This is a genomic window from Pseudomonas sp. O230, assembly GCF_045447035.1.
Taxonomy (GTDB): Bacteria; Pseudomonadota; Gammaproteobacteria; order Pseudomonadales; family Pseudomonadaceae; genus Aquipseudomonas.
In genome coordinates this window covers 89,567-113,835 of the sequence record NZ_JBJGXN010000014.1, presented here as the reverse complement: position 1 = coordinate 113,835, position 24,269 = coordinate 89,567, and the positions used below count along the sequence as shown (strand labels likewise).

The window sequence follows — 24,269 nt, the reverse complement described above, 5'->3', positions numbered from 1 at the left end:
CGGTGGGCGGGCGCTGTTTGAACCTCTGCGAGCCCGATTCGCAGGGGTCTTCCATGCGCTCTATTCACCCGCTGACAGACCAGAGGGAAGCGCCATGTCGATCATCAGCAGCACCGGCCCGAGCAGTACCGATAAGAGCTCCGCCAGCACCACCCCTGCCACCCTGGCTCAACGCCTGACCGCCGCCGTTTGTGCGTCGATCCTGGGCGCGTGCCTGGTGTACTTTGCCGGTTTCTCACACATCGAAGCGGTGCACAATGCCGCACACGATACCCGTCACAGCTCCGCTTTCCCGTGCCATTGAGACCTGCTGACATGATCAAGCGTATTGCGCAAACCGCAGGTTTCACCGGGCTGCTGGCCGCCCTGTTGCTGACCCTGCTGCAAAGTTTCTGGGTCGCTCCACTGATTCTGCAGGCCGAGACTTACGAAAAATCCGAGCCGGCCGCTGTTGCAGTTCATGAACACGCCGCCGGTGCCGCCGCTCACACCCACGACGCCGAAGCCTGGGAGCCGGAAGACGGCTGGCAGCGCGTGCTGTCCACCACGGGTGGCAACCTGGTGGTTGCCGTCGGTTTTGCGCTGATGCTCGCTGGCCTCTACACCTTGCGCGCACCGACCAAAACCTCCCAGGGCCTGCTCTGGGGCCTGGCCGGTTACGCAACTTTCGTCCTCGCACCAACCCTCGGTCTGCCACCGGAACTGCCAGGCACAACGGCGGCGGATCTGGCACAACGGCAAATCTGGTGGATCGGCACCGCAGCGTCCACTGCGGTTGGCATCGCGCTGATCGTATTCAGCCGTCACTGGCTGATGAAGATTCTCGGCGTGGCCATTCTGGCGGTTCCACACGTGATCGGCGCACCGCAACCGCAAGTGCACTCGATGCTTGCACCGGAAGCCCTGGAAACCCAGTTCAAAATCGCTTCGCAGCTGACCAACATGGGATTCTGGCTGGCTCTGGGCCTGATCAGCGCCTGGTTGTTCCGCCGCAAAAGCGATGGCCAATACCACGCATGACCAACACCCGCACAGCGCCGACGTTAGTGGTCGGCCTGGGCTGCCAGCGCGGCTGCCCTGTCAGCACGCTGCGGGCGTTACTCGATCAGGCGTTACAGGCGCATCACATCAAACTTCACCAGATCAAGGCCCTGGCCAGCATCGACCTGAAGCGTGATGAACCTGGCCTGATCGAACTCGCTGCACAACTCGAACTGCCGCTGACGTACTTCAGCAGTGAACAACTGGCCGGTTTTCAACCGCGACTCAGCCACCGCTCGGACATCGCCTTCGAACGCACCGGCTGCTATGGCGTAGCAGAAAGTGCCGCCCTCGCCCTTGCCGAACAACTGGCCCAGGCGCCGGCAAAACTGCTCATTTCGCGACAAAAATATGCTCAGGCCACCCTGGCATTGGCCTGCGCCGCGCAAAATCCCCGATAATCCTCGCCCTCGATCATGAGCAATCTTCATCTGAAGCCTTGCCCAACCCCTTTTTCAGACAGGAAACGACGATGACCGTCTACTTCATTGGCGCAGGTCCCGGCGACCCGGAACTGATCACCGTCAAAGGCCAACGCCTGATCCGCAGCTGCCCGGTGATCATCTACGCCGGCTCACTGGTGCCCACCGCCGTACTGGAAGGACACAACGCCGAACAGGTGGTCAACAGCGCTGAACTGCACCTGGAACAGATCATCGAACTGATCAAAAACGCCCATGCCAACGGCCAGGACGTGGCTCGGGTGCATTCCGGCGATCCGAGTCTGTATGGCGCGATCGGCGAGCAGATTCGCTACCTGCGTGAGCTCGACATTCCGTTTGAAATCATCCCCGGTGTTACCGCGACAGCGGCGTGTGCGGCACTTTTGGGGGCGGAGCTGACCTTGCCGGACGTGTCACAGAGCGTGATTCTGACTCGCTACGCCGACAAGACTGCGATGCCGGCGGGTGAGGAGCTGGGGAGTCTGGCGCAGCATGGGGCGACCATGGCCATTCATTTGGGGGTGAATCATCTGCAGAAAATCCTGATCGAATTGCTGCCGCATTACGGCGCGGATTGCCCGATTGCGGTGATTCATCGGGCGAGCTGGCCTGATCAGGATTGGGTGGTGGGGACGATTGCGGATATTGCCGGGAAGGTTGAGGCCAAGGGGTTTCGTCGGACGGCGTTGATTCTGGTGGGTCGAGTGTTGGGTAGTGATCAATTCAGCGAGTCGTCGCTGTACCGTGCCGGGCATGCACATCTCTACAGACCATAGAGCCCTTGAAAATCACCCATAAAAAAACGGCGCTCACGGGGCGCCGTTTTTCATGTCGCAGCGAACACCTTAGTAGTAGGCGTTTTCTTTCTGCGTGTGGTCAGTCACATCACGAACACCCTTGAGCTCGGGAACACGCTCGAGCAAGGTGCGCTCGATGCCTTCACGCAGGGTGACGTCTGCCTGGCCGCAGCCCTGGCAACCGCCGCCGAACTTCAACACGGCGATACCGTCATCGACCACATCGATCAGGCTGACCTGACCGCCGTGGCTGGCCAGCCCCGGATTGATCTCGGTTTGCAGGTAATAGTTGATGCGCTCGTTGATCGGGCTGTCGGCGTTGACCATCGGGACTTTGGCGTTTGGCGCCTTGATGGTCAGCTGGCCGCCCATGCGGTCGGTGGCGTAGTCGACAACCGCGTCGTCGAGGAAAGCTTCGCTGAACGAGTCGATGTACGCGGTAAAGCTTTTCAGCCCCAGCGCGGTGTCTTCGGATTTTTCTTCGCCCGGCTTGCAATAAGCAATGCAGGTTTCGGCGTACTGGGTGCCAGGCTGGGTGATGAAGACGCGGATGCCGATGCCCGGGGTGTTCTGCTTGGAGAGCAGATCAGCCAGGTAATCGTGGGCGGCGTCGGTAATGGTAATAGCGGTCATGGAAACTCCTCGCAGGCTTGGGCGCAGTTTACGCCAATCATCGCGCCGCACAAAGTCCTAGTATTTTTGTCGGGAAAGGGCCAGCGCTCCTGGATCCGATGATTCGCCGTCAATCCGCGCTTTAAGCCACCGATAGCTGCATTTTTCCACCCATTCGTAACTTGCCCACGACGCCAAACCAATGGTCGCGACGCACACCGTGAACATCACGTAAGCATTGATGCCATACCGTTGCGCGACAAAGCCTCCGGCCGACAGCACCAAAACGTGCATCAGGTACACCGAGTAGGAACAATCGCCGAGCACTTTGAACAATCGGCGGCCCTGGAAAAACCGCTCCAGCGCCATGCAAGCCATGACCAACACCGCGCTCGGCAGGCCCCAGGCGAAAAACCGCGGCTGCGGGGGCAACTGATAAATCGCCAGCAACGCGCCGCCAATCCCCAGCAATGGCAGCCATAGGCCGGGCTTGATCCAGCCGCGACGGTAGATCATGCCGATGGCGATCCCCAGCAGAAACTCATAAACAATGTCCGAACGGTAGAACGCGCTGATCCAGCCGTACCCCGTCCATGCCTGACACACCGCAAACAGCAACGCCGCGACGATCAGCAGCCGAACCTGCAGACGGAACAGCAGCGCCCATGCAAACAGCACGTAGAACAGCATTTCGTAATTCAGGGTCCAGCCGACGTTGAGCGTCGGATAAATCCCGTAACCGCCGGGATTTTCCGTAGGAATAAACAGCAAGGAAAGGAGGAAATGTGACCAGTTGACCGTCTGATCCGGCAACACTGGCTGTGCGAAGACCACCAGCAGCGCCATCAGCACCGTGTACAGCCAATAGGCCGGAACGATGCGGAACAGCCGATACAGCAGAAACCGCCCGGGAGGCAGCGACTTGCCCTCGGTGGACAGGAATATCACCAGCCCACTGATGACAAAGAAGATATCGACGCCCACCGCCCCCTTGTCGATGAACATCTGACCGATCGGCCCGCGAGCCTTGAAGTCGAAGAAAATCTGCATGAAATGGTGGCAAACCACCGTCCACGCCGCCAACGCGCGCAGTGCCTGTACTGAAATCAACATCGACGGCCCTCCGATCGCAATCCACACATCACCGCAGAACCCTGTAGGAGCTGGCTTGCCAGCGATGGCGGCGTCACGTTCAACATCGAGGTGACTGCGAAGACGCCATCGCCGGCAAGCCGGCTCCTCCAGGTGTGCGGTGGTGCCCATGGAGTTGGGACACCGGCGCGCCATCAAAAGTCGATCAAAGATTTTCGTAGCGGTTCATGTCCAACATGCCCTCTTCCACCGGGTCGGTTTCGTGGACGTACTGGCTCAGGTCATGGAAGTAAAACCAGAACTGCGGATGACTACGACGAATCCCCCAGCGTTCGACGATTTTCTCGAAACGATGGGCATCCTTGGCGTTTTCCATCGCCTCCACAAACGCGGGTACTTGCTCCGCGGGAATGTTGAACATGAAGTTCGGATAACTGCTGAGCACGCCGGGAAACAGGGTGAGCGTGTCGAGCCCCGGCTGATAACGCAGCGACTCGCCGAGCAGAAATGCCACGTTGCTGTGCGCGCGGTTGCGCAACAGGCTATAGACCTCACGCTTGCCGCTCGTCGTTTCAATACGCAGCATCGTTGCTTCCGGCAACTGATCGATAACTTTCAGACCGGCAGCGGGACGCGAGGTCAGACGGCTGAGCGCCTGTTCGGCACTCTGCAATGCAGGATCGATGTTTGGTCGCGAGCAATAGGCCCCGTCGCAGCGGTTGATCGGATCAGGCTGGGCGTTGAGCTCACCGTAGCGAGCCAGCAACTGCATGGCAAAGTCGCGCTTCGGGTCTTTCTCGTCGAGTTTCAGCGCCGTCGGTTTGTCGTTGTCGATAGCTTCATAGTCCAGCCACATCTTGAATTTGCCGCCGCTCTGATACCAGTCATCGAGATAGCCATCGCGTGAGTCGGCGGGCATCAGGCGCAGGAAGTTCTGCTCGGCGCCATTGCGGATCAAGTCAAAATACAGGCGCGTCTGCGCTTGATGAGAGACATTGCCGAACACATCGAAGTTGACCGCCAACTGATAATACGTGCGCTCCAGCAAGGGGAAATCGAACAGCCACATCGTTTGCGGCACGTCGCCGATCAGGCCTTTGTTCACCGAGGCGCTGTCGAAATGCCGGAAAATCGTCAGCAGCGCATTGTCGTTGCCGGCCCACAAGGTCGACCAGCTCGGCGCGGGCGCATCGGCGTAGTTGTCGCGGCGCAACGCCTCGTATTCGTTGCGCTTGTCACGGAAGTCATGCCACAGGCTCAGCACGCTGCCGACGTCGTCGTTCTGCCCCGGCATGGCCAGCAATGGCGTAGCCTGGCCGCGATAGTTCGGGTCGATGATGTAGAGGTCGTGTTCCGGCGCCTGAAACAATGCCCAGAAGTTATCGCGAATCACGTCGGTGGCAATCTGCCCGCGACACACGGGCCCGCGGATAAAGGTGCGCACGAAGTATTCGGCGTTATCGAGCATGAACTGATAGCGCGCCTGCGCCGGGATCGCCTCGAACGTGGTGAACGGATTGGCCCGGCGCTCCGGCCCGTAACCCGGCAAAGCGTTGACCTGCCAGTTGCCGTTGTAGAACAGGCTTTTGATCCGCGCCATCTTCGCCGCGCTCAGCGGGTAGGTGATGTGGGTTTTCTGCACGATCACGCCTTGCACCGGCCACAAGCGGTAGTACACCTGCGTGCCCGGATCGTCATTCGGGCGGCGCGTGTTGATCAGGTCAATCGGCTGGCCGGTGGGCGTGCGCGAGCGTACCCACTGGAAGAAATGCCCCGGCTCACCGTCCTTGAAGTAGAGATGCGCGAGAAACCAGTGCTCGAACAACCAGCGTCCTACCAGACTCTGGCGGGCGCCCGGCGAGTTGAGCAGGTTCTCCCACTGCACCACTTGCAAGGCTTCTTTCGCCGACGGCACCAGACCTTGTTCATCAATGGGCGCACCCGAGGCCAGCCAGCGTTGCAGCGTCTGGTACTGCTGATCGGTCAGGCCGGTAACCGCCAGCGGCATGCCTTCCTTCGGATGAGCGCTGGCGTAGCCGTCGAACTCGGCCGGCATCGCGCACCTGTTTTCTCGGTTCAGACCCAGGACGATGTCTTCCGGCAATTTGGCGTTGGGCGTCAGAGGCGTTTTGTGACCCAGCTCCAGCATCCTCGCCATCAACGCGGCCTGGCTGCCCTGGGCGCCGAGCACCGGATAGAAACCCTTTTGTTGCCAGGCGTGCTTGCCGAAGGCGTCATAAAACAACCGGGTCGGTGCGGCAGCCTGGCTGCGTTCACCGTCGTAGACCGGGACTTTCGACGCGCCGCGCGCTGCACCCTCGCCGCTGCCCAGGTTGAGCTGACAAGCGGCGTCATTACAGGCATGGCAGGCCACGCACTTTTCGGTGAAGATCGGTTGGATGTCGCGGCTGTAGGAAATGCCAGCAGAAATCGCCGGCTCCTGCGCTACGGCGCCCCAGCTTAAAATCAGCAATACGCTGCTGATGACGACGCGATACGACATGTCCCTGTTCCCGATCCTTGAAAAAACGCCGCGATTCTACCGGGGCAGCGCCCACACCAACATGAACGATATTCATGCAAAAACCGCACATGCTCTAAAAGCGCACAGGTTTGCTATGATCCCGCCCCTTCGTCATGGTCTTTCCGAGTAGTCCCAATGTCCGATCGCAGTGTTCGCCTTCAAGCCCTCAAGCACGCCCTCAAAGAGCGCATTCTGATTCTCGATGGCGGCATGGGCACGATGATCCAGAGCTACAAGCTCGAGGAACAGGATTACCGTGGCAAACGCTTTGCCGACTGGCCAAGCGATGTCAAAGGCAACAACGACCTGTTGGTGCTGACGCGCCCGGACGTGATTGGCGGCATCGAAAAAGCCTACCTGGATGCCGGCGCTGACATTCTGGAAACCAACACCTTCAACGCCACCCGGATTTCCATGGCCGATTACGGCATGGAAGAACTGGCCTACGAACTGAACGTAGAAGGCGCTCGCCTGGCCCGCAAGATCGCCGATGCGAAAACCCTCGAGAACCCGGACAAGCCACGCTTCGTTGCCGGCGTGCTCGGCCCGACCAGCCGCACCTGCTCGCTATCGCCGGACGTGAACAACCCCGGCTATCGCAACGTGACCTTCGATGAACTGGTGGTGAACTACACCGAGGCCACCAAAGGCCTGATCGAAGGCGGCGCCGACCTGATCCTGATCGAAACCATTTTCGACACCCTCAACGCCAAAGCCGCGATCTTCGCCGTGCAAGGGGTGTTCGAAGAGTTGGGCATCGAACTGCCGATCATGATCTCCGGGACCATCACCGACGCCTCCGGCCGCACCCTGTCAGGCCAGACCACCGAAGCGTTCTGGAACTCCGTAGCCCACGCCAAACCGATCTCGGTCGGCCTGAACTGCGCCCTCGGCGCCAGCGAGTTGCGTCCGTACCTGGAAGAACTGTCGAACAAGGCCGGTACCCACGTCTCGGCGCACCCGAACGCCGGCCTGCCGAACGAATTCGGCGAGTACGACGAACTGCCGTCGGAAACCGCCAAGGTCATCGAAGAATTCGCCCAAAGCGGTTTCCTCAACATCGTCGGCGGCTGCTGCGGCACCACGCCGGGCCACATCGAAGCCATCGCCAAAGCCGTGGCCGGTTACGCACCGCGTGAAATCCCGGACATTCCCAAGGCCTGCCGCCTCTCCGGCCTGGAACCGTTCACCATTGATCGCAGCTCGTTGTTCGTCAACGTCGGCGAGCGCACCAACATCACCGGCTCCGCGAAATTCGCCCGCCTGATCCGTGAAGACAACTACACCGAAGCCCTGGAAGTCGCCCTGCAGCAGGTCGAAGCCGGCGCCCAGGTGATCGACATCAACATGGACGAAGGGATGCTCGATTCGAAGAAGGCCATGGTGACCTTCCTCAATCTGATTGCCGGTGAACCGGACATCTCCCGCGTGCCGATCATGATCGACTCCTCGAAGTGGGAAGTGATCGAAGCCGGCCTCAAGTGCATCCAGGGCAAGGGCATCGTCAACTCGATCAGCATGAAAGAAGGCGTCGAGCAGTTCATCCATCACGCCAAACTGTGCAAGCGCTATGGCGCCGCAGTCGTCGTGATGGCGTTCGACGAAGCTGGCCAGGCCGACACTGAAGCGCGCAAGAAAGAAATCTGCAAACGCTCCTACGACATTCTGGTCAACGAAGTCGGTTTCCCGCCGGAAGACATCATCTTCGACCCGAACATCTTCGCCGTGGCCACCGGTATTGAAGAACACAACAACTACGCCGTGGACTTCATCAACGCCTGCGCCTACATCCGCGACGAACTACCGTATGCGCTGACCTCGGGCGGCGTGTCCAACGTGTCGTTCTCGTTCCGTGGCAACAACCCGGTGCGCGAAGCGATTCACTCGGTGTTCCTGCTGTACGCGATCCGCAACGGCCTGACCATGGGTATCGTCAACGCCGGGCAGCTGGAGATCTACGACCAGATCCCCGCCGAGCTGCGCGACGCCGTCGAAGACGTGGTGCTCAACCGCACCCCGGAAGGCACCGACGCCCTCCTCGCCATCGCCGACAAGTACAAGGGCGACGGCAGCGTCAAGGAAGCCGAGACCGAAGAGTGGCGTGGCTGGCCGGTTAACAAGCGCCTGGAGCATGCGCTGGTCAAGGGCATCACCACGCACATCGTCGAAGACACCGAAGAATCCCGCCAGTCCTTCGCCCGCCCGATCGAAGTGATCGAAGGCCCGCTGATGTCTGGCATGAACATCGTCGGCGACCTGTTCGGTGCCGGCAAAATGTTCCTTCCGCAGGTGGTGAAATCCGCCCGCGTGATGAAGCAGGCCGTCGCGCACTTGATCCCGTTCATCGAACTGGAAAAAGGCGACAAACCGGAAGCCAAGGGCAAGATCCTGATGGCCACGGTAAAAGGCGACGTGCACGACATCGGCAAGAACATCGTCGGTGTGGTGCTGGGCTGTAACGGCTATGACATCGTCGACCTCGGCGTGATGGTGCCGGCGGAGAAAATTTTGCAGGTGGCCAAGGAGCAGAAGTGCGACATCATTGGGCTGTCCGGCCTGATCACCCCGTCGCTGGATGAAATGGTCCACGTCGCCCGCGAAATGCAGCGTCAGGATTTCCACCTGCCGTTGATGATCGGTGGCGCGACCACCTCCAAGGCGCACACGGCGGTGAAGATCGAACCGAAGTACAGCAACGACGCGGTGATCTACGTCACCGACGCCTCCCGCGCCGTGGGCGTGGCGACGCAGTTGCTGTCCAAGGAACTGAAACCGGCGTTCGTCGAGAAAACCCGCCTGGAATACATCGAAGTCCGCGAGCGTACCGCCAACCGCAGCGCCCGCACCGAACGCCTGAGCTACCCGGCGGCCATCGCCAAGAAGCCGCAGTTCGACTGGAGCAGCTACGCGCCGGTCAAACCGACTTTCACCGGCGCCAAAGTGCTGGACAACATCGACCTGAAAGTCCTCGCCGAATACATCGACTGGACGCCGTTCTTCATCTCCTGGGACCTGGCCGGCAAGTTCCCGCGCATCCTCGAAGACGAAGTGGTTGGTGAAGCCGCCACCGCGCTGTACGCCGACGCCAAGGAAATGCTCGCCAAACTGATCGACGAGAAACTGATCAGCGCCCGCGCCGTGTTCGGTTTCTGGCCGGCCAACCAGGTACGTGACGACGACATCGAAGTCTACGGCGATGACGGCAAGCCATTGGCCAAGCTGCATCACCTGCGCCAACAGATCATCAAGACCGACGGCAAGCCGAATTTCTCGCTGGCCGACTTCGTGGCGCCGAAGGACAGTGAAGTCACCGATTACGTGGGAGGGTTCATCACCACCGCCGGCATCGGCGCCGAAGAAGTGGCCAAGGCGTATCAGGACGCCGGCGACGATTACAACTCGATCATGGTCAAGGCACTGGCTGACCGCCTGGCCGAGGCCTGCGCCGAATGGCTGCACCAGCAGGTCCGCAAGGATTACTGGGGTTACGCCAAGGACGAGACGCTGGATAACGAGGCGCTGATCAAAGAGCAATACACCGGCATCCGCCCTGCTCCCGGCTACCCGGCCTGCCCCGATCACACCGAGAAGAGCACCCTGTTCGCCTTGCTCGACCCTGAAGCGAGCGAAATGCAGGCGGGCCGCAGCGGCGTGTTCCTCACCGAGCACTACGCAATGTTCCCGGCGGCAGCGGTCAGCGGTTGGTACTTCGCTCACCCGCAGGCGCAGTATTTCGCGGTGGGCAAGGTCGACAAGGATCAGGTGCAGAGCTACACGTCACGCAAAGGTCAGGAATTGAGCGTGACCGAGCGCTGGCTGGCGCCGAACCTCGGCTACGACAACTAAGATCAATCGCCTGGCCACATTCGCGTGGCCAACTGAGATCCCTGTGGGAGCGGGCTTGCCCGCGATGGGGCCCTGCCAGTCAACATTATGGGTGACTGCCAGTCCGCCATCGCGGGCAAGCCCGCTCCCACAGGATTTGTACCCTCCCGGATTGGATTGTCTATGCTTACGCTTCACACATCCGTGACGAGGGGTTTATGGACGATCCAGTCGACAACAAGCCGCCTAGTTTCTGGCAGATGCTGCACAGTGTCCTGGCGGCGGCGTTCGGGGTACAGAGCGGGAAAAATCGGGCCCGGGACTTCACCCACGGCAAGCCCAGTCATTTCGTGATCCTGGGGATTTTGTTCACCGCGGTGTTTGCATTGACGCTGTTCGGCATCGTGCAACTGGTGGTGCATCTGGCAGGGGTTTAGCGCAACAGGGTTTGCAGGTTGAACGGATAGCGATAGGACGTCGGGCGGCCCTTGGCCGACAGGCGACGGAAGTTCACGCCGTAGTCCGGCGATTCACCCATGGCCAGCATTCGCTTGGCGGTTGCCCTGTCGACCAGTTGCATCAGCGGGATCTGGCGGTCGCGGCCGCCATACCGGCTGATGTCCACGCCCTGGTCGAGGTCATGCAATTCCACCAGAGCCCAGCCGCCCAGGGTGAAATGTCCGCCCAACAGGACGCTCAATCGTCCATCCACTTTCGCCTGCAACGCGGCGGTAGAGGTGTTGACCGCGCTGAACAACGCGTCCTTTCCGGGCACGCCGCCCGTCTCTGAATACGCTTGCATGGCGCCAAACGCCATTTCGTCATTGGCGGACCACACCAGCGAAACCTTCGGGTAGCGCCGGAACAGCAACGTTGCCTGTTCATACGCACGATCGCGGGTCCAACCGCTGTAAACCAGTTGCCGCAAACGCACTTGCGGGTGCTCGGCCAGCGCTCGCATCATCCCTTGCTCACGCAGTTGCGCCGAGGGCGTGATCTTCAGGCCGGAGAACGCCAGCAACTCGATCACCTGACCGGGCGCCACGGGCGGATGCTGACGAATCAACTCTTTTAGCATCAGGTAGCCGCCCTCCTCGTCGTTGGGCACCAGGCTGCCCAGACGATCGGGGCGTTCGCCCATCAGGCTCAACTGATTGGCCGTCAGCGACGCATTGACCATAAACAGCTTCACGCCACTGCCTTGAGCCAGACGCAACACTTGCGGGGCGATGTACTGTTCGTTGACGAAGAGCAGATAGTCGGGACGATCGGGGCCTTGCAGAGCACGGCGCGCTTGCGCCAGCGTGAGTTCGGGCATGCGCCGGGAATAGAGAATCCTCAGGTCGATGCCCAGGTCCGTGGCGGCCGCCTGCATGAATTGCGAATAGCTGATCCAGAAGGCTTCGTCAGTCTTCCCGGGATTCAGGAACAACACCGACTCCGCACGCGCAGCAGGGCCGTAAACCGTGCCAAGCAGCAACAGGAAGGTGTAGAAGAACTTCAACATTGATCGCCCGAGCCCCCGGAAATTCGCCGCGCATTATAGCCAGCGAACGCCCGTAAATCGGCGTTTATTGCAGTTTTTGTCCGACAAGTGTCGGAGCCGGGCCCGGACGGGGTCGGTTATTGATGGCTGACCCAAAATACCGCTGTGCCCACGACCAGAATGATCAGAAACAGAATGGCCCAAGCATCGACCGTACTGTCAGGTTTTGAAGCTTTGGTAGGGTTGCTCATTGCATCGCCTCTTGTCGGTTTTATCGGTGATTGCATAAAGACTCGACCACAGTTAAGACGATGATTGCCCACACCACAAATGCGGGTTTAGTAATAACGATTCTCGATAGTCGATTTGGTTCTTTACATATACTCAAACATCACTTTTGCGCATAACTCCAAACTGGTATCTTGCCCCGGCTCCGTAGGGAGTGCGCGGCCGTGCGCGCAGAATTGCCGAGGCAGTATCGGAGATTTCAGCAAGCGAAAATCGCAACTGGATCCGACCGGCCCAAGCCTGAGAACAGGACTTATATGTACGTATACGACGAGTACGATCAGCGGATCATCGAGGACCGCGTCAAGCAGTTCCGTGATCAGACCCGACGCTATCTGGCAGGCGAGCTGAGCGAAGAAGAATTCCGCCCTCTGCGCTTGCAAAACGGGCTTTATATCCAGCGTTTCGCGCCGATGTTGCGGGTGGCGGTGCCTTACGGCCAGCTGACTTCGCGCCAGACGCGAATGATGGCCAAGATTGCCCGTGACTATGACAAGGGCTATGCCCACATCAGTACCCGCCAGAACGTACAGTTCAACTGGCCGGCACTGGAAGACATCCCGGACATCCTCGCTGAACTGGCGACCGTGCAGATGCACGCGATCCAGACCAGCGGCAACTGCCTGCGCAACGTCACTACCGACCAGTTCGCCGGTGTCGCTGCCGATGAGCTGATCGACCCGCGCCCATGGTGCGAAATTGTCCGCCAGTGGACCACGTTCCACCCGGAATTCGCCTACCTGCCGCGTAAGTTCAAGATCGCGATCAACGGTTCGACCTCCGACCGCGCGGCCATCGAAGTGCACGACATCGGCCTTGAGCCGGTGCACAACGCTGCGGGCGAATTGGGTTTCCGCGTGTTGGTCGGCGGTGGCCTCGGTCGTACGCCGGTGGTTGGCGCGTTCATCAACGAATTCCTGCCGTGGCAAGACCTGTTGAGCTACCTCGACGCCATCCTGCGTGTGTACAACCGCTATGGCCGTCGCGACAACAAGTACAAGGCACGGATCAAGATTCTGGTTAAGGCCCTGACGCCTGAAGTCTTCGCGCAGAAAGTCGATGCGGAAATGGAACACCTTCGCGGTGGCCAGAGCACGCTGACCGACGCCGAAGTGCATCGCGTCGCCAAACACTTCGTCGACCCCGACTACAAGGCGCTGGACAACCAGACCGCCGAACTCGCCGAACTCGACAAGCAGCACCCGGGCTTCGCCCGCTGGCGTACCCGCAATACCCTGGCGCACAAGAAGCCGGGTTATGTCGCCGTGACCCTGTCCCTGAAGCCAACCGGCGTTGCGCCGGGCGACATCACCGACAAGCAGCTCGACGCCGTGGCCGACCTGGCCGATCGTTACAGCTTCGGTCAACTGCGCACCTCCCACGAGCAGAACATCATTCTGGCCGACGTTGAACAGTCCCAACTGTTTGCGATGTGGGGCGAATTGCGCGAGCAAGGCTTCGCCACGCCGAACATCGGGTTGCTGACCGACATCATCTGCTGCCCTGGCGGTGATTTCTGCTCGCTGGCCAACGCCAAGTCGATCCCGATCGCCGAATCGATCCAGCGCCGTTTCGACGACCTGGACTACCTGTTCGACATCGGTGAACTGGACCTGAACATCTCCGGCTGCATGAACGCCTGTGGTCACCACCACGTCGGCCATATCGGCATCCTCGGGGTGGACAAGAAAGGCGAAGAGTTCTATCAGGTGTCCCTCGGCGGCAGCGCCAGCCGCGATGCGAGCCTGGGCAAGATCCTCGGCCCGTCCTTTGCCCAGGACGCCATGCCAGACGTGATCGAAAAGCTGATCGACGTGTACATCGAACAACGTACCGAAGACGAGCGCTTCATCGACACCTATCAGCGTATTGGCATCGACCTCTTCAAGGAACGCGTCTATGCAGCGAATCATTAAGAACAACGAAGTCGTCGACGAAACCTGGCACCTGCTGCCCAAGGATTTCAACATCGACGAGATCAGCAACTGCGATGACCTGATCGTCCCGTTGCGACTGTGGCGCGAACACAGCCGTATGCTCAAAGCCCGCGATGGCGGCCTGGGCGTGTGGCTGGACGCCGATGAAGAAGCCGAAGAAATCGGTGAAGACGTGGCGAATTTCCAGGTCATCGCCTTGAACTTCCCGGCCTTCACCGATGGCCGCAACTACTCCAACGCCCGCCTCCTGCGTGACCGTTACGGTTTCAAAGGCGAACTGCGGGCGATTGGCGATGTGCTGCGTGACCAGTTGTTCTACATGCATCGCTGCGGTTTCGACGCCTTTGCGATTCGTGCAGATAAAGACCCGTACGAAGCCCTTGAAGGTCTCAAGGACTTCTCGGTGACCTATCAAGCCGCCACCGACGAACCGCTGCCACTGTTCCGTCGCCGCTGACCACATAAAGCCCTGACCCAATGGGATCGGGGCTTTATCGGCTCCACCAATCTGCTATCGCTCGATCGGAATCGGTTGCCCCAAAGCCACCCAGTCCCGGTAAAGCTGCGCACGGTGTTCCAATGCGGTGAACACCGCAAACGGGTTATCGAACACGCCCGCTGGCGTCAGTGGATTCAGGCTCAATCGACTCAACAATTCATCCGAAGCATCCGCTTCGCTTAACAGCCGCCACACCCGTGCCTGAAGATCCAGATAATTGATCTGGAAATCCGGGGTGAGGGTCAACGTGTTCATGGCCCCTAAAAACCGCCCGCCACCCGGCTTGAGTGCCAGTTGCTGCCAAATCTGCTGCCTCGCATCGCGCAGCCCTGGTTCAATCCCGTTCAACCAGGTCGCCGGATTCGCATAGTCAGGCCCCGGCGCACTCAACCACAAGTTGATACCCGTTTGTTCTCGATGCACGACCAACCGCTGCAAGGTGTCTTCATCGGTCAACGGGTTGTTCCACAACAGCACTCGATCCCTGGCGATGGCCTGGTTCAGCACCGCCTGGGGGATTCGCGTGATCTGGTTATCGCGCAAATCAAGAGACGTCAGGTACGGCTCATCCATGATCCCGACCGGGCAACGGCTTATCCGGGTATTCCTCAGGTTGAGCCGGCGCAGATTGCTCAAGCCCAGCACCATCGGCGGTACATCCAACGGGTTGTCGCTCAGGTCGAGGCTTTGCAAGCTTGTCAGGTCAGTCAGTTGTGAAGCGGCACGTTCACTGAATACCAGCTGGGTGCCGCGCAGATTGAGTGAGGACAGGTTTCTCAACTGGCACAGCGCAGGCGGCAAGGCACACCCTTCGTGGCCGTCCACGAAGAAAGGACGCAAGTCGACGTTTTCCAGATTCAAAACCTCGAGATTCGGGAAACTCTCGAGAAAGCCGTTCAAACTTTCCTCCTCGGTCAGATGGAATCCTTGCATCGACAATTCGACCACATCGTTAAGGCGGACGCTCAGGGTGGGCAGGCGGTGATAGTCCTCGAAGGCGAGATCAAGCCTGACACGACGGTTCGGCGCGCGTTTTTGCCAAATGGCGACAAGTTCAACGGCGAGCTCCGCCCTGACCGTCTGTTCCTCGTGCAAGGCCAATTGCAGGAAGTGGGCATTGTGCACGGCAATTTGCGCAGGATTCATACCCGCCGCCTCTTCATCGCCCATGGCCAGCATGGGGATGTCCATGTCGGCAATGTCTTGCACTGCTTGCTCGACCCAGCCATTCAACTCGGTGTGGAGTTGTTGTAACTGCAGATTCAGCCGATCGATATACGCCTGCACCGAGCCCCCCTCACGCTGTATGACCTGATCCGCCTCAGCATCGGTGAAGTCCGGATAAACATCCTTGATCTGTAACCGGGTGGCTTGCAATGTCATGGCTTCACCCTGATGCGTCGACGGGTAGCCTCCACCGCGCAGCCCCTGTGGTTCGAAGGTCAGCCCTGAGTCGAGCCTTTGCAAGCCGAGCAGGGTTTCGGCACGGGACAATGGCCGATCACTGAGACTGAGCCGCAACTCGCTGGCCGGATCCGGCGACGTGAGAGGCAACACCGAGCGTTCCTCGTCCGACAGCACGCCGAGGATCGCATCGAAGAAATCCGTTGGCCGGCCTTGGCGCAGGTAACGCTTCCCCACTTTGATCACGTTTCGGTAATGAGGGGAATCCAGGGGTCCGCAACGGTCAAGAACCCTGCCAGTGGACGAGCCGTCGAGGACTTCGACCCGCAGATCTTTTGGCCAGCCGGGCAGGTTTTTCAGGGAGTGCAAGGCCAGCGTGTCCGTCTCGGCGTTCACCACCGAGCGCAGGTAAAAGCCTTCATAGGCGCGATTGAGCCGCACATGCTGTTGGTATTGGCGGGCCTTGCTGTCCAGACGTGCGAACACCTGCCTGGCCTCGGCCGTCTCGGGCGCACGTTGGATGTCCACGCCATAGCGGTCGAGCATTTGCTCGATTGCACTTGTTGGCAGGTCCGGGTATTGCCGCTGGAACAGCCGGACCCATTCAAGCTCCGAGCGTTGAAGTGCCTGGTAACGCAGACTGAATTGCGCAGCATCCCCGGCCGGGCCGAGATCGTGATCGATCCTGAAGCGACTGATGGTGTCCGCCAGCAAAGGCGTGGGCGCGCGGCCAGTCTGGATCAACCGCAGCATGTCGTCGCCAATCGAACTGACCTTGCCGATCTGCGCCAGCACTTCATCGCTGAACGAGGCCACAGAGGGACCAATGGCGCGAATGAGTTCGACGCGGCTCGCCGGCGCCACGTTCACTGGATCGGGCGTTGGGTCAACGGCCACTTCCGACTCAGGCCTGAGCCCTTCCGCTGTCGAGTCGGTGATGGCCGTTTCACCTTTCAGCGCCACCTCCGCGACGATGGGCAACGCATTGAGCAAGCCAAAAACAGTGCGCGTCAAACCCTCTGACCGTACGCGTGGTGTCTTGCCGTTGACCACCTGATCAATCCCGTAGCCCGCGTCGATAAGCCCGGCCAGCGCCAGTATCCCCTCGCCTCCTGGAACGAACAACGCCAACGGCCCGAACCGGTTGATCCATTGCGCAAGCGGTTCAACGACTGCGCTTAGATTGTCACGATTGACCTGGGCATCGTCACGGATGCTTTGGATACTGGCCCGCGCCGCCTGCTTCATCGTCAGCACGCATTGGCCGAACGCATCAGTGGCGGATGCAGGATCGTCGTAGCCGATGTACTCGTCCGGATCCCAGTAGCCGTCGTTGTTGAAAAAACCGGCATTATTCGTCAGCCAGTGTTTTGCCGGATACAACGCCATGCCATCCAGCGCCGTCAGAACACCGGCATGAAACGTACCGTCCTCACGGTCATCTTCGACAAAGTGGGTGGCCAACGCCTGTTTCGTTTCATTCACCCTGCCTTGAGCGGCAATCCACTGATGCAGTTGAGTGGCGTCGGCGAATTCGTGCAGCGGGGAAGAATTGCCGGGAATGTACAACAGCACTCTGGCACTGGCGGTGTCACGAAAGGCCCAGATATCCGTCGAGGTGTAACGGTAGAGCTTCAACCGCCCGGCCCTGACGGATGAAGGAGCGCGAGCCGGTGCGTTCAGTTGCTCGATGGTCAGCGTTTCCCATGGCTGATCCGGCGGTAAACCTGCCGCTTGCATCGCAAGCCTCAGGCCTTTTGGCGACAGGCGTTGTTCATGAAGTTGCAACCAGGCCGCCATGACGAACGCCGCTTTGACCGAGGTTCTCAGCGCGTAAGGTTTGGCTGCGACAAGCACGTCATCGGCCGGCCAGGCCTGACCGATATACGCTTCGTACAAGTCCTTCAGTTCCAGCTCCCAGACCCACTTCTTGAAATCGGCGGGCCTCAGATTGATCTGTGTTGTTGGTCCGTAAACTTGCGGTGTGGTTTGGCGATAGATGCCTTCATACGTCTGGTGATTGCCGCTGCCGTGATCGGCAAACTCATCGGCATTTTGCACAATGCGTACGGCGGGTCCGATATCCGGCGGCGTGTACAAGCCGAACGCGGTTTCAGCGAAACGCCCGTCACCCACAGCCTGGTAATTGGACAGCAGCGTTTGCAGCAGCGAACGGGAACTCGCCACTTGCCCCTGCTCGATACCGTTTTCTGCAGGACGCCCCTTGTAGTTGTAATCGAGCGTGACCAGCAAGGCTGTCTGCGGATCAATCCCCTGCCCCCATTTTTCCTTGATCAGATGTTCGCCAAACTGGTCGGGGGTTTGGGGCAGCGCAATATCCAGCGCGGTTTTCAGTTCGTCGCGCATTCGCGCACAGGGCGTGGGATGAGGGCCGGCAACGTCGTTATGAAGCAACTCTTTCATGGTGCATTCCATTGCAATCATTTCAGGAACACCACCCTACCCAACCTGCACCGCCGAAAAAGCCGGACCGATTGACAGTGACGATAGGAAATTTCGCTGCATGCGCACGGAAAAGCACGACCTTGCGAAGGGCAAAAAAAACCGTGGAGGTTATCCACGGTTTTATTTTTTATGCGATGACGTTTTAAGAGTTACCAGAAACGTTGCTGGGTCAACCGGCTCCACCAGTTCAGCAATACGCGATCGACCGAACCGCTGGCCGCCATGCCGATACGTTCCTGCAGGCTTTTGCGTTCGGCGTAGTGCAGGTGATAAAGCTCCGACTTCTTCGCACGTTCGGCGAGGTATTCATCGCTGGTCTTGAGTTCGTCAACCAACTGTTTGTCCAGCGCGGCAACGCCGAGCCAGATTTCGCCGGTCGCCACTTCGTCGATGGCCAGTTGGGGGCGATAGCGGGCAACGAAGTTCTTGAACAGTTGGTGAGTGATGTCCAGGTCTTCCTGGAACTTCTCACGGCCCTTCTCGGTGTTTTCGCCAAACACGGTGAGGGTGCGCTTGTATTCGCCGGCGGTCAGGACTTCGAAGTCGATGTCGTGCTTTTTCAGCAAGCGGTTGACGTTGGGCAACTGCGCCACCACGCCGATCGAGCCAAGGATCGCGAACGGTGCGCTGATGATCTTCTCGCCGATGCACGCCATCATGTAGCCGCCGCTGGCGGCGACCTTGTCGATGCACACGGTCAACGGCACGCCGGCGTCACGGATGCGCGCCAGTTGCGAGGACGCCAGGCCGTAGCTGTGAACCATGCCGCCGCCGCTTTCCAGACGCAGCACCACTTCATCCTTGGGCGTTGCCAGCGTCAGCAGCGCGGTGATCTCGTGACGCAGGCTTTCGGTGGCCGAAGCCTTGATGTCACCGTCGAAATCCAGCACGAACACCCGTGGTTTGGCTTCGGTTTTTTTCTTTTGCTTTTTCTCGGACTTGGCCTCGACCTTGCGCAAGGCCTTGAGCTGGTCCTTGTCGAGCAAGGTCTGCTCCAGGCGTTCGCGCAGCCCTTTGTAGAAATCATTGAGTTTGCTGACTTGCAATTGGCCGGCCGACTTGCGTCGACCTTTGCTGCGCAATGCCGCGAAACTGGCCAGGACCACCAGAATGGCGATCACCAGTGTCACGGTTTTAGCCAGGAAACTGGCGTATTCGGTGAAAAACTCCACAGTGACTCCTTCAATCAATGCGCTGCATAAGCGCGCGCGGGATAGCACCAGCATACCCATGCACCGGTCCTGCGGCCAGCCGTGAAACCTCTGGCAACAGGCCTGTAACGGACATTTCAAACAAGCGTATGTTTTTTCATTGACAGCTCACCGTCATCCTCATAACCTCGCCGAACCTTCAACGTACCGGGATGACGCGGACGTGGGCAGTATCTATTTGATTCGACATGGCCAGGCCTCCTTTGGTGCAGACGACTATGACGTCCTGTCGCCGACCGGTATTCGCCAGGCAGAAGTCCTCGGACAGCACCTCGCCGGGCTGGGCGTCAGCTTCGATCGCTGCCTCTCGGGCGACTTGCGCCGTCAGCAGCACACGGCCAACAGTGCGCTCGAGCAGTTCGCAGCGTTGGGCCTGCCGGTACCGACCGTGGAAATCGATTCCGCGTTCAACGAATTCGACGCCGACGCGGTCATCCGCGCACTGTTGCCGGCCATGCTCGACGACGAACCGGAAGCGCTGGACATCCTGCGCAACGCTGCGCAAAACCGCGCCGAGTTCCAGCGTATTTTCGCCTTGATCATCGAGCGCTGGCTGGCCGGAACGTATGACACGCCGGGCCTGGAAAGCTGGCTGGGTTTTGTCGAGCGGGTGCAGGCCGGCCTGCACCGAATCCTCGAAAGCGCCGACAACACCCAGAAAATCGCCGTGTTCACCTCCGGCGGCACTATCACGGCCCTGCTCCATCTCATTACGCAAATGCCCGCCAGGCAGGCCTTTGAACTGAACTGGCAAATCGTCAACACCTCGCTCAACCAACTGAAATTCCGTGGTCGCGAGGTGGCACTGGCTTCTTTCAACAGCCATGCGCATCTGCAACTGTTGAAAGCACCGGAACTCATCACGTTTCGCTGAGTCCGGACTATTGTGACCCAGGCTGTAACCACCCAGCTCTAATTACCCAAGAAAGGATCGAACCATGACCTCCGTAGCTGATGCCGTACAAGCAATGAAAGCCAAGTTCAACCCAGCCGCTGCTGCCGGCCTGGACCTGGTCTTCGGTTTCCGCATCGACGATACCAAGAACTTCTCGCTGATCGTCAAAGACAGCACCTGCGAGCTGAAAGAAGGCGAAAACCCGGACGCCCAGGTCACTCTGGTGATGGACGGCGAAACCCTGGAAGGCATCGTTGACGGTTCGACCGACGGCATGCAGGCGTTCATGGGCGGCAAACTGCGCGCTGAAGGCGACATGATGCTGGCCATGAAACTGTCCGAGCTGTTCCCAAGCTAAGATGGCGGCTCCCGCACTCGGGAGCCTCTCTGGCTACACACGAATCCCGCCCCTTGTGGCGGGATTCGTCGTTTTTCACCTTTGGAAAACGGCTGCCTGCGGATTTGCCGTCTATATTCCTTCTGGCCGCATGTGTCAGACATCGGCTGTTCTATCCCCTTTTTCTTCTATGAAAGAACCAAGCGGAGAACACTGCCATGCCCCCACCTGACGACCACGACGGCTTCAACCGTCGACGTGTACTGCAAGGCCTTTCGGCAGGCGCCGTCGGTGCCTGGATCAGCCCTCTTTTCGCAGGGAGTAAAACCATGCCAGATACCCCGGCCGACCTCATTTTGTACAACGGACGCCTGCACACCGTCGATCGCAAGAAACCCCAGGCCAGTGCCGTGGCGATCAAGGACGGACGCTTCGTGGTGGTCGGCAGCGACGCACAGGCCATGGCGCTGCAAGGTCCCGGCACGCAAATCATTGACCTGCACGGTCGCACGGTGATTCCCGGCCTCAACGACTCGCATCTGCACCTGATCCGTGGCGGCTTGAATTACAACCTGGAATTGCGCTGGGAAGGCGTGCCGTCACTGGTCGATGCCTTGCGCATGCTCAAGGATCAGGCCGACCGCACACCCACGCCGCAATGGGTACGGGTGGTCGGCGGCTGGAACGAATTCCAGTTCGCCGAAAAACGCCTGCCAACGATTGATGAACTGAACAAAGCCGCGCCGGATACGCCGGTGTTCGTGCTGCACCTCTACGACCGTGCCCTGCTCAACCGCGCAGCGTTGAAAGTGGTCGGCTACACCCGCGACACGCCGAACCCGCCGGGCGGAGAAATCCAGCGCGATGCCAACGGCGACCCGACCGGCATGCTGATCGCCCGTCCCAATGCGATGATTCTGTATTCGACACTGGCCAAAGGGCCGAAACTGCCGCTGGAGTACCAAGTCAATTCGACCCGGCAGTTTATGCGTGAACTCAATCGCCTCGGTGTCACCAGCGCCATCGATGCCGGCGGCGGTTATCAGAATTACCCGGACGATTATCAGGTGATCCAGCAACTGGCCAAAGACCGACAGCTGACGGTGCGGATCGCCTACAACCTGTTCACGCAGAAACCCAAGGAAGAGCTGACCGACTTCAAAAACTGGACCGGCACGTCACATTACGGTCAGGGCGACGATTTTCTGCGGCACAACGGTGCCGGGGAAATGCTGGTGTTTTCGGCAGCGGATTTCGAAGACTTCCTTGAACCACGCCCGGACCTGCCACTGACCATGGAGCAGGAACTGGAACCGGTGGTCCGGCACCTGGTGGAACAGCGTTGGCCATTCCGCCTGCACGCCACGTACAACGAATCCATCAGCCGCATGCTCGATGTGTTCGAGAAGGTCAATCGCGACATCCCGTTCAACGGTTTGCCATGGTTTTTCGACCACGCCGAAACCATCACCCCGCAGAACATCGAGCGGGTCAAAGCCTTGGGCGGCGGCATTGCGATTCAGGACCGCATGGCATTTCAAGGCGAGTACTTCGTCGACCGCTACGGCGCCAAGGCTGCCGAACACACGCCACCGATCGCGCGCATGCTCGCCGAAGGCATTCCCGTCGGTGCCGGCACCGACGCCACGCGGGTGTCGAGCTACAACCCCTGGACCTCGATGTATTGGCTGGTCAGCGGCCGCACCGTCGGTGGTCTGGAGCTGTACCCGCAAGGCTTGAGCCGCGACACCGCGCTGGAGCTGTTCACCCACGGCAGTGCCTGGTTTTCCTCCGAGCAAGGCAAGAAAGGCCAGATCAAGGTCGGACAATTGGCGGACCTGATTGCGCTGTCGGCGGACTATTTCCACATCGAGGACGAAGCGGTCAAATGGATCGAGTCGGTGCTGACGATTGTCGACGGCAAGATCGTCTATGGCACCGCCGAGTTCGAAAAGCTCGGACCGCCGCCTGTGCCGGTGGTGCCGGAATGGTCTCCGGTGGTCCATGTACCAGGCCATTGGCGACCGCTGGCGCCAATGACGGCGCAGGTTCATCAGTGTGTCGGGGCTTGCGCCGTGCATGCGCATAGCCATGAGCGGGCGCGAATGTCTTCGGCGCCGGTGAGTGACTTTCAGGGATTCTGGGGGGCGTTTGGCTGTTCGTGTTTTGCGTTTTGAATTGAACGGCTAAACGCGCGCAGTCTGCGCAGAGGTCGACCTGATTTGGCGGATGAACCTGAAACCATTCATGTGGGAGCGGCTTGCTCCGGGCGGCGTTCCGACGAAGATCGCCTGGACACCGCGTTCATTCGAACAGCACGCGTTATCGTTGGCGTCCATCGCCGGCAAGCCAGCTCCTACAGGTACCGCGCACACCTGAAATCAGGCTCTCAGAAGGTTGGAGCGAGGGCCTGCCGAGCCACATGACCGAGTCCTACAGTATCCGTTTACAATGCCCGCACCTCCCGCACCGGCCACCCCATGGACATCGACCTCGCCCGTACCTTTCTGGAAATCGTCCGCCACGGCAGCCTCGCCGCAGCGGCGGAAAAACTCCACGTCACCCAGACCGCGATCACCGCGCGCGTGCAGAAACTCGAAAGCCAACTGGGTAGCACGCTGTTCGTGCGCAACCGCGCCGGCGCCCGCCTGACCGCGAACGGCGAGGCCTTTGTGGTGTACGCCAATCAACTGGTCGAAACCTGGGACGCCGCGCGTCGGGACTTGCCCTTGCCCGAGGGTTACCACGACGTATTGCACATCGGAGGCGAAGTCAGCCTGTGCAACCCACTGATGCTCAGATGGGCCGGCGAGCTGCGGGAGAGGATTCCCGGTCACGCACTGCGCATGGAGATCCGGGACGGCGAAAACCTGCTGCGCCAACTGGAGCTGGGGGTGTTGGACGCGGCGCTGGTCTATCAGCCGGAGTATTGGCCGCGCCTGCAAGTCGAGCAGGTGCTGGAGGAAAAACTGGTCCTCGTGCGGCTGCCCGGAACGCCTGATCCCTATGTGTACATCGACTGGGGCCCGGATTTCCGTCGCCAGCACGATGCGGCCTTGCCGGAAAAAGCCAAAGCCGCCCTGAGCTTCAACCTCGGCCCGCTGGGCTTGCAGTACATCCTTGAACACGGCGGCAGTGGCTATTTCCGTACCCGCGTGGTGCAGAGTTATCTGGAAAGCGGCGTATTGGAGCAGGTGCCCAAAGCTCCGGAATTCAGCTACCCAACCTATCTGGTCTACTCCCGCGACCGCGACTCGGCGACCCTGCAACGGGCCTTCGACCTGCTGCGCGAAGTCATCCAGTCCGATGAAGACTGGTCGCAGCGCTGGAACCCGCTGACCTGAGTCCGCTTTACACCGGATCATGGCGTTTGTGTCCTCAAGCTTCGGTCCGCCTTGCACGGCGGGATCGT

General features: G+C 59.8%; 18 protein-coding genes. 12 read left to right on the top strand and 6 right to left on the bottom strand.

Annotated features, from left to right (window positions below; translation table 11 throughout):
* Nucleotides 1-94: 94 nt before the first annotated feature.
* From ACI77H_RS27650 to cobM, 4 genes are all read left to right on the top strand, one after another.
* On the top strand, nt 95-304 hold the full coding sequence (locus ACI77H_RS27650) for a CbtB domain-containing protein (protein WP_407014942.1): 210 nt from the start codon (nt 95-97) through the stop codon (nt 302-304).
* 11 nt (nt 305-315) lie between these two features.
* Nucleotides 316-1,020: a CbtA family protein gene (locus tag ACI77H_RS27645; protein ID WP_407014941.1), complete on the top strand. Its 705-nt coding sequence runs from the start codon at nt 316-318 to the stop codon at nt 1,018-1,020.
* The gene (locus ACI77H_RS27640; RefSeq protein ID WP_407014940.1) at nt 1,017-1,442 is read left to right on the top strand and encodes a cobalamin biosynthesis protein; all 426 of its coding nucleotides are present in this window, start codon (nt 1,017-1,019) and stop codon (nt 1,440-1,442) included. The genes ACI77H_RS27645 and ACI77H_RS27640 overlap by 4 nt, the downstream gene beginning before the upstream one ends.
* 71 nt (nt 1,443-1,513) lie before the next feature.
* Nucleotides 1,514-2,260, top strand: coding sequence for a precorrin-4 C(11)-methyltransferase (gene cobM, locus ACI77H_RS27635; RefSeq protein ID WP_407014939.1), 747 nt, complete (start codon nt 1,514-1,516; stop codon nt 2,258-2,260).
* 69 nt (nt 2,261-2,329) lie between these two features.
* Here cobM and nfuA read toward each other — a convergent pair whose 3' ends face one another.
* The 3 genes from nfuA to ACI77H_RS27620 all read right to left on the bottom strand — a co-directional run bounded on the left by nfuA (nt 2,330) and on the right by ACI77H_RS27620 (nt 6,488).
* On the bottom strand, nt 2,330-2,914 hold the full coding sequence (gene nfuA / locus ACI77H_RS27630) for a Fe-S biogenesis protein NfuA (RefSeq protein WP_407014938.1): 585 nt from the start codon (nt 2,912-2,914) through the stop codon (nt 2,330-2,332).
* A 57-nt stretch (nt 2,915-2,971) separates the two neighbouring features.
* Nucleotides 2,972-4,006 (bottom strand): acyltransferase family protein, encoded by a 1,035-nt coding sequence (locus ACI77H_RS27625; RefSeq protein ID WP_407014936.1) that lies wholly within the window; start codon nt 4,004-4,006, stop codon nt 2,972-2,974.
* Between the two features lie 184 nt (nt 4,007-4,190).
* Nucleotides 4,191-6,488: a fatty acid cis/trans isomerase gene (locus tag ACI77H_RS27620; RefSeq protein WP_407014934.1), complete on the bottom strand. Its 2,298-nt coding sequence runs from the start codon at nt 6,486-6,488 to the stop codon at nt 4,191-4,193.
* A 156-nt stretch (nt 6,489-6,644) separates the two neighbouring features.
* Here ACI77H_RS27620 and metH point away from each other — a divergent pair, with 156 nt between their 5' ends.
* Nucleotides 6,645-10,355: a methionine synthase gene (gene metH, locus ACI77H_RS27615; protein WP_407014933.1), complete on the top strand. Its 3,711-nt coding sequence runs from the start codon at nt 6,645-6,647 to the stop codon at nt 10,353-10,355.
* A 197-nt stretch (nt 10,356-10,552) separates the two neighbouring features.
* On the top strand, nt 10,553-10,771 hold the full coding sequence (locus ACI77H_RS27610; protein WP_407014931.1) for a DUF2970 domain-containing protein: 219 nt from the start codon (nt 10,553-10,555) through the stop codon (nt 10,769-10,771).
* Here ACI77H_RS27610 and ACI77H_RS27605 read toward each other — a convergent pair.
* A complete protein-coding gene (locus ACI77H_RS27605) occupies nt 10,768-11,841 on the bottom strand; it encodes an ABC transporter substrate-binding protein (RefSeq protein ID WP_407014930.1) in 1,074 nt (357 codons plus the stop codon). The two genes, ACI77H_RS27610 and ACI77H_RS27605, sit on opposite strands and share 4 nt — an antisense overlap.
* A 524-nt stretch (nt 11,842-12,365) precedes the next feature.
* Between ACI77H_RS27605 and ACI77H_RS27600 the strand changes: the two genes are divergently transcribed.
* Together ACI77H_RS27600 and ACI77H_RS27595 are read left to right on the top strand one after the other, a co-directional pair.
* The gene (locus ACI77H_RS27600; protein WP_407014929.1) at nt 12,366-14,024 is read left to right on the top strand and encodes a nitrite/sulfite reductase; all 1,659 of its coding nucleotides are present in this window, start codon (nt 12,366-12,368) and stop codon (nt 14,022-14,024) included.
* A complete protein-coding gene (locus ACI77H_RS27595) occupies nt 14,008-14,502 on the top strand; it encodes a DUF934 domain-containing protein (protein WP_407014927.1) in 495 nt (164 codons plus the stop codon). The genes ACI77H_RS27600 and ACI77H_RS27595 overlap by 17 nt, the downstream gene beginning before the upstream one ends.
* Before the next feature lie 54 nt (nt 14,503-14,556).
* On the opposite strand, the gene ACI77H_RS27590 is transcribed toward ACI77H_RS27595, so the two are convergent.
* Together ACI77H_RS27590 and sohB are read right to left on the bottom strand one after the other, a co-directional pair.
* Nucleotides 14,557-18,372, bottom strand: a complete 3,816-nt coding sequence (locus ACI77H_RS27590) for a leucine-rich repeat domain-containing protein (RefSeq protein ID WP_407014925.1) — start codon at nt 18,370-18,372, stop codon at nt 14,557-14,559.
* A gap of 191 nt (nt 18,373-18,563) precedes the next feature.
* Entirely contained in the window at nt 18,564-19,586 is a 1,023-nt protein-coding gene (sohB, locus tag ACI77H_RS27585) for a protease SohB (RefSeq protein ID WP_407014923.1), read from the bottom strand.
* 202 nt (nt 19,587-19,788) lie between these two features.
* On the opposite strand from sohB, the gene ACI77H_RS27580 reads away from it, so the two are divergent.
* From ACI77H_RS27580 to ACI77H_RS27565, 4 genes are all read left to right on the top strand, one after another.
* Nucleotides 19,789-20,499 carry a histidine phosphatase family protein gene (locus tag ACI77H_RS27580; protein ID WP_407014921.1) on the top strand — a complete coding sequence of 237 codons (711 nt, stop codon included), beginning with the start codon at nt 19,789-19,791 and terminating at the stop codon, nt 20,497-20,499.
* Nucleotides 20,500-20,563: 64 nt separating this feature from the next.
* Nucleotides 20,564-20,878, top strand: coding sequence for an SCP2 sterol-binding domain-containing protein (locus tag ACI77H_RS27575; protein WP_019690779.1), 315 nt, complete (start codon nt 20,564-20,566; stop codon nt 20,876-20,878).
* A 308-nt stretch (nt 20,879-21,186) separates the two neighbouring features.
* Complete coding sequence (locus ACI77H_RS27570; protein WP_407015005.1) at nt 21,187-23,034, top strand: amidohydrolase; 1,848 nt, start codon at nt 21,187-21,189, stop codon at nt 23,032-23,034.
* Nucleotides 23,035-23,337: 303 nt separating this feature from the next.
* Entirely contained in the window at nt 23,338-24,201 is an 864-nt protein-coding gene (locus tag ACI77H_RS27565) for a LysR family transcriptional regulator (RefSeq protein ID WP_407014918.1), read from the top strand.
* Nucleotides 24,202-24,269 lie beyond the last annotated feature (68 nt).

What these genes read in the sequence shown, in the direction of transcription:
- ACI77H_RS27600 (WP_407014929.1), top strand. Translation starts at nt 12,366, where the DNA reads ATGTACGTATACGACGAGTACGATCAGCGGATCATCGAGGACCGCGTC.
- ACI77H_RS27565 (WP_407014918.1), top strand. Translation starts at nt 23,338, where the DNA reads ATGGACATCGACCTCGCCCGTACCTTTCTGGAAATCGTCCGCCACGGC.
- ACI77H_RS27640 (WP_407014940.1), top strand. Translation starts at nt 1,017, where the DNA reads ATGACCAACACCCGCACAGCGCCGACGTTAGTGGTCGGCCTGGGCTGC.
- ACI77H_RS27570 (WP_407015005.1), top strand. Translation starts at nt 21,187, where the DNA reads ATGCCAGATACCCCGGCCGACCTCATTTTGTACAACGGACGCCTGCAC.
- ACI77H_RS27590 (WP_407014925.1), bottom strand. Translation starts at nt 18,372, where the DNA reads ATGAAAGAGTTGCTTCATAACGACGTTGCCGGCCCTCATCCCACGCCC.
- ACI77H_RS27620 (WP_407014934.1), bottom strand. Translation starts at nt 6,488, where the DNA reads ATGTCGTATCGCGTCGTCATCAGCAGCGTATTGCTGATTTTAAGCTGG.
- ACI77H_RS27645 (WP_407014941.1), top strand. Translation starts at nt 316, where the DNA reads ATGATCAAGCGTATTGCGCAAACCGCAGGTTTCACCGGGCTGCTGGCC.
- ACI77H_RS27595 (WP_407014927.1), top strand. Translation starts at nt 14,008, where the DNA reads ATGCAGCGAATCATTAAGAACAACGAAGTCGTCGACGAAACCTGGCAC.
- nfuA (WP_407014938.1), bottom strand. Translation starts at nt 2,914, where the DNA reads ATGACCGCTATTACCATTACCGACGCCGCCCACGATTACCTGGCTGAT.
- ACI77H_RS27605 (WP_407014930.1), bottom strand. Translation starts at nt 11,841, where the DNA reads ATGTTGAAGTTCTTCTACACCTTCCTGTTGCTGCTTGGCACGGTTTAC.
- ACI77H_RS27650 (WP_407014942.1), top strand. Translation starts at nt 95, where the DNA reads ATGTCGATCATCAGCAGCACCGGCCCGAGCAGTACCGATAAGAGCTCC.
- ACI77H_RS27610 (WP_407014931.1), top strand. Translation starts at nt 10,553, where the DNA reads ATGGACGATCCAGTCGACAACAAGCCGCCTAGTTTCTGGCAGATGCTG.
- ACI77H_RS27575 (WP_019690779.1), top strand. Translation starts at nt 20,564, where the DNA reads ATGACCTCCGTAGCTGATGCCGTACAAGCAATGAAAGCCAAGTTCAAC.
- metH (WP_407014933.1), top strand. Translation starts at nt 6,645, where the DNA reads ATGTCCGATCGCAGTGTTCGCCTTCAAGCCCTCAAGCACGCCCTCAAA.
- ACI77H_RS27625 (WP_407014936.1), bottom strand. Translation starts at nt 4,006, where the DNA reads ATGTTGATTTCAGTACAGGCACTGCGCGCGTTGGCGGCGTGGACGGTG.
- cobM (WP_407014939.1), top strand. Translation starts at nt 1,514, where the DNA reads ATGACCGTCTACTTCATTGGCGCAGGTCCCGGCGACCCGGAACTGATC.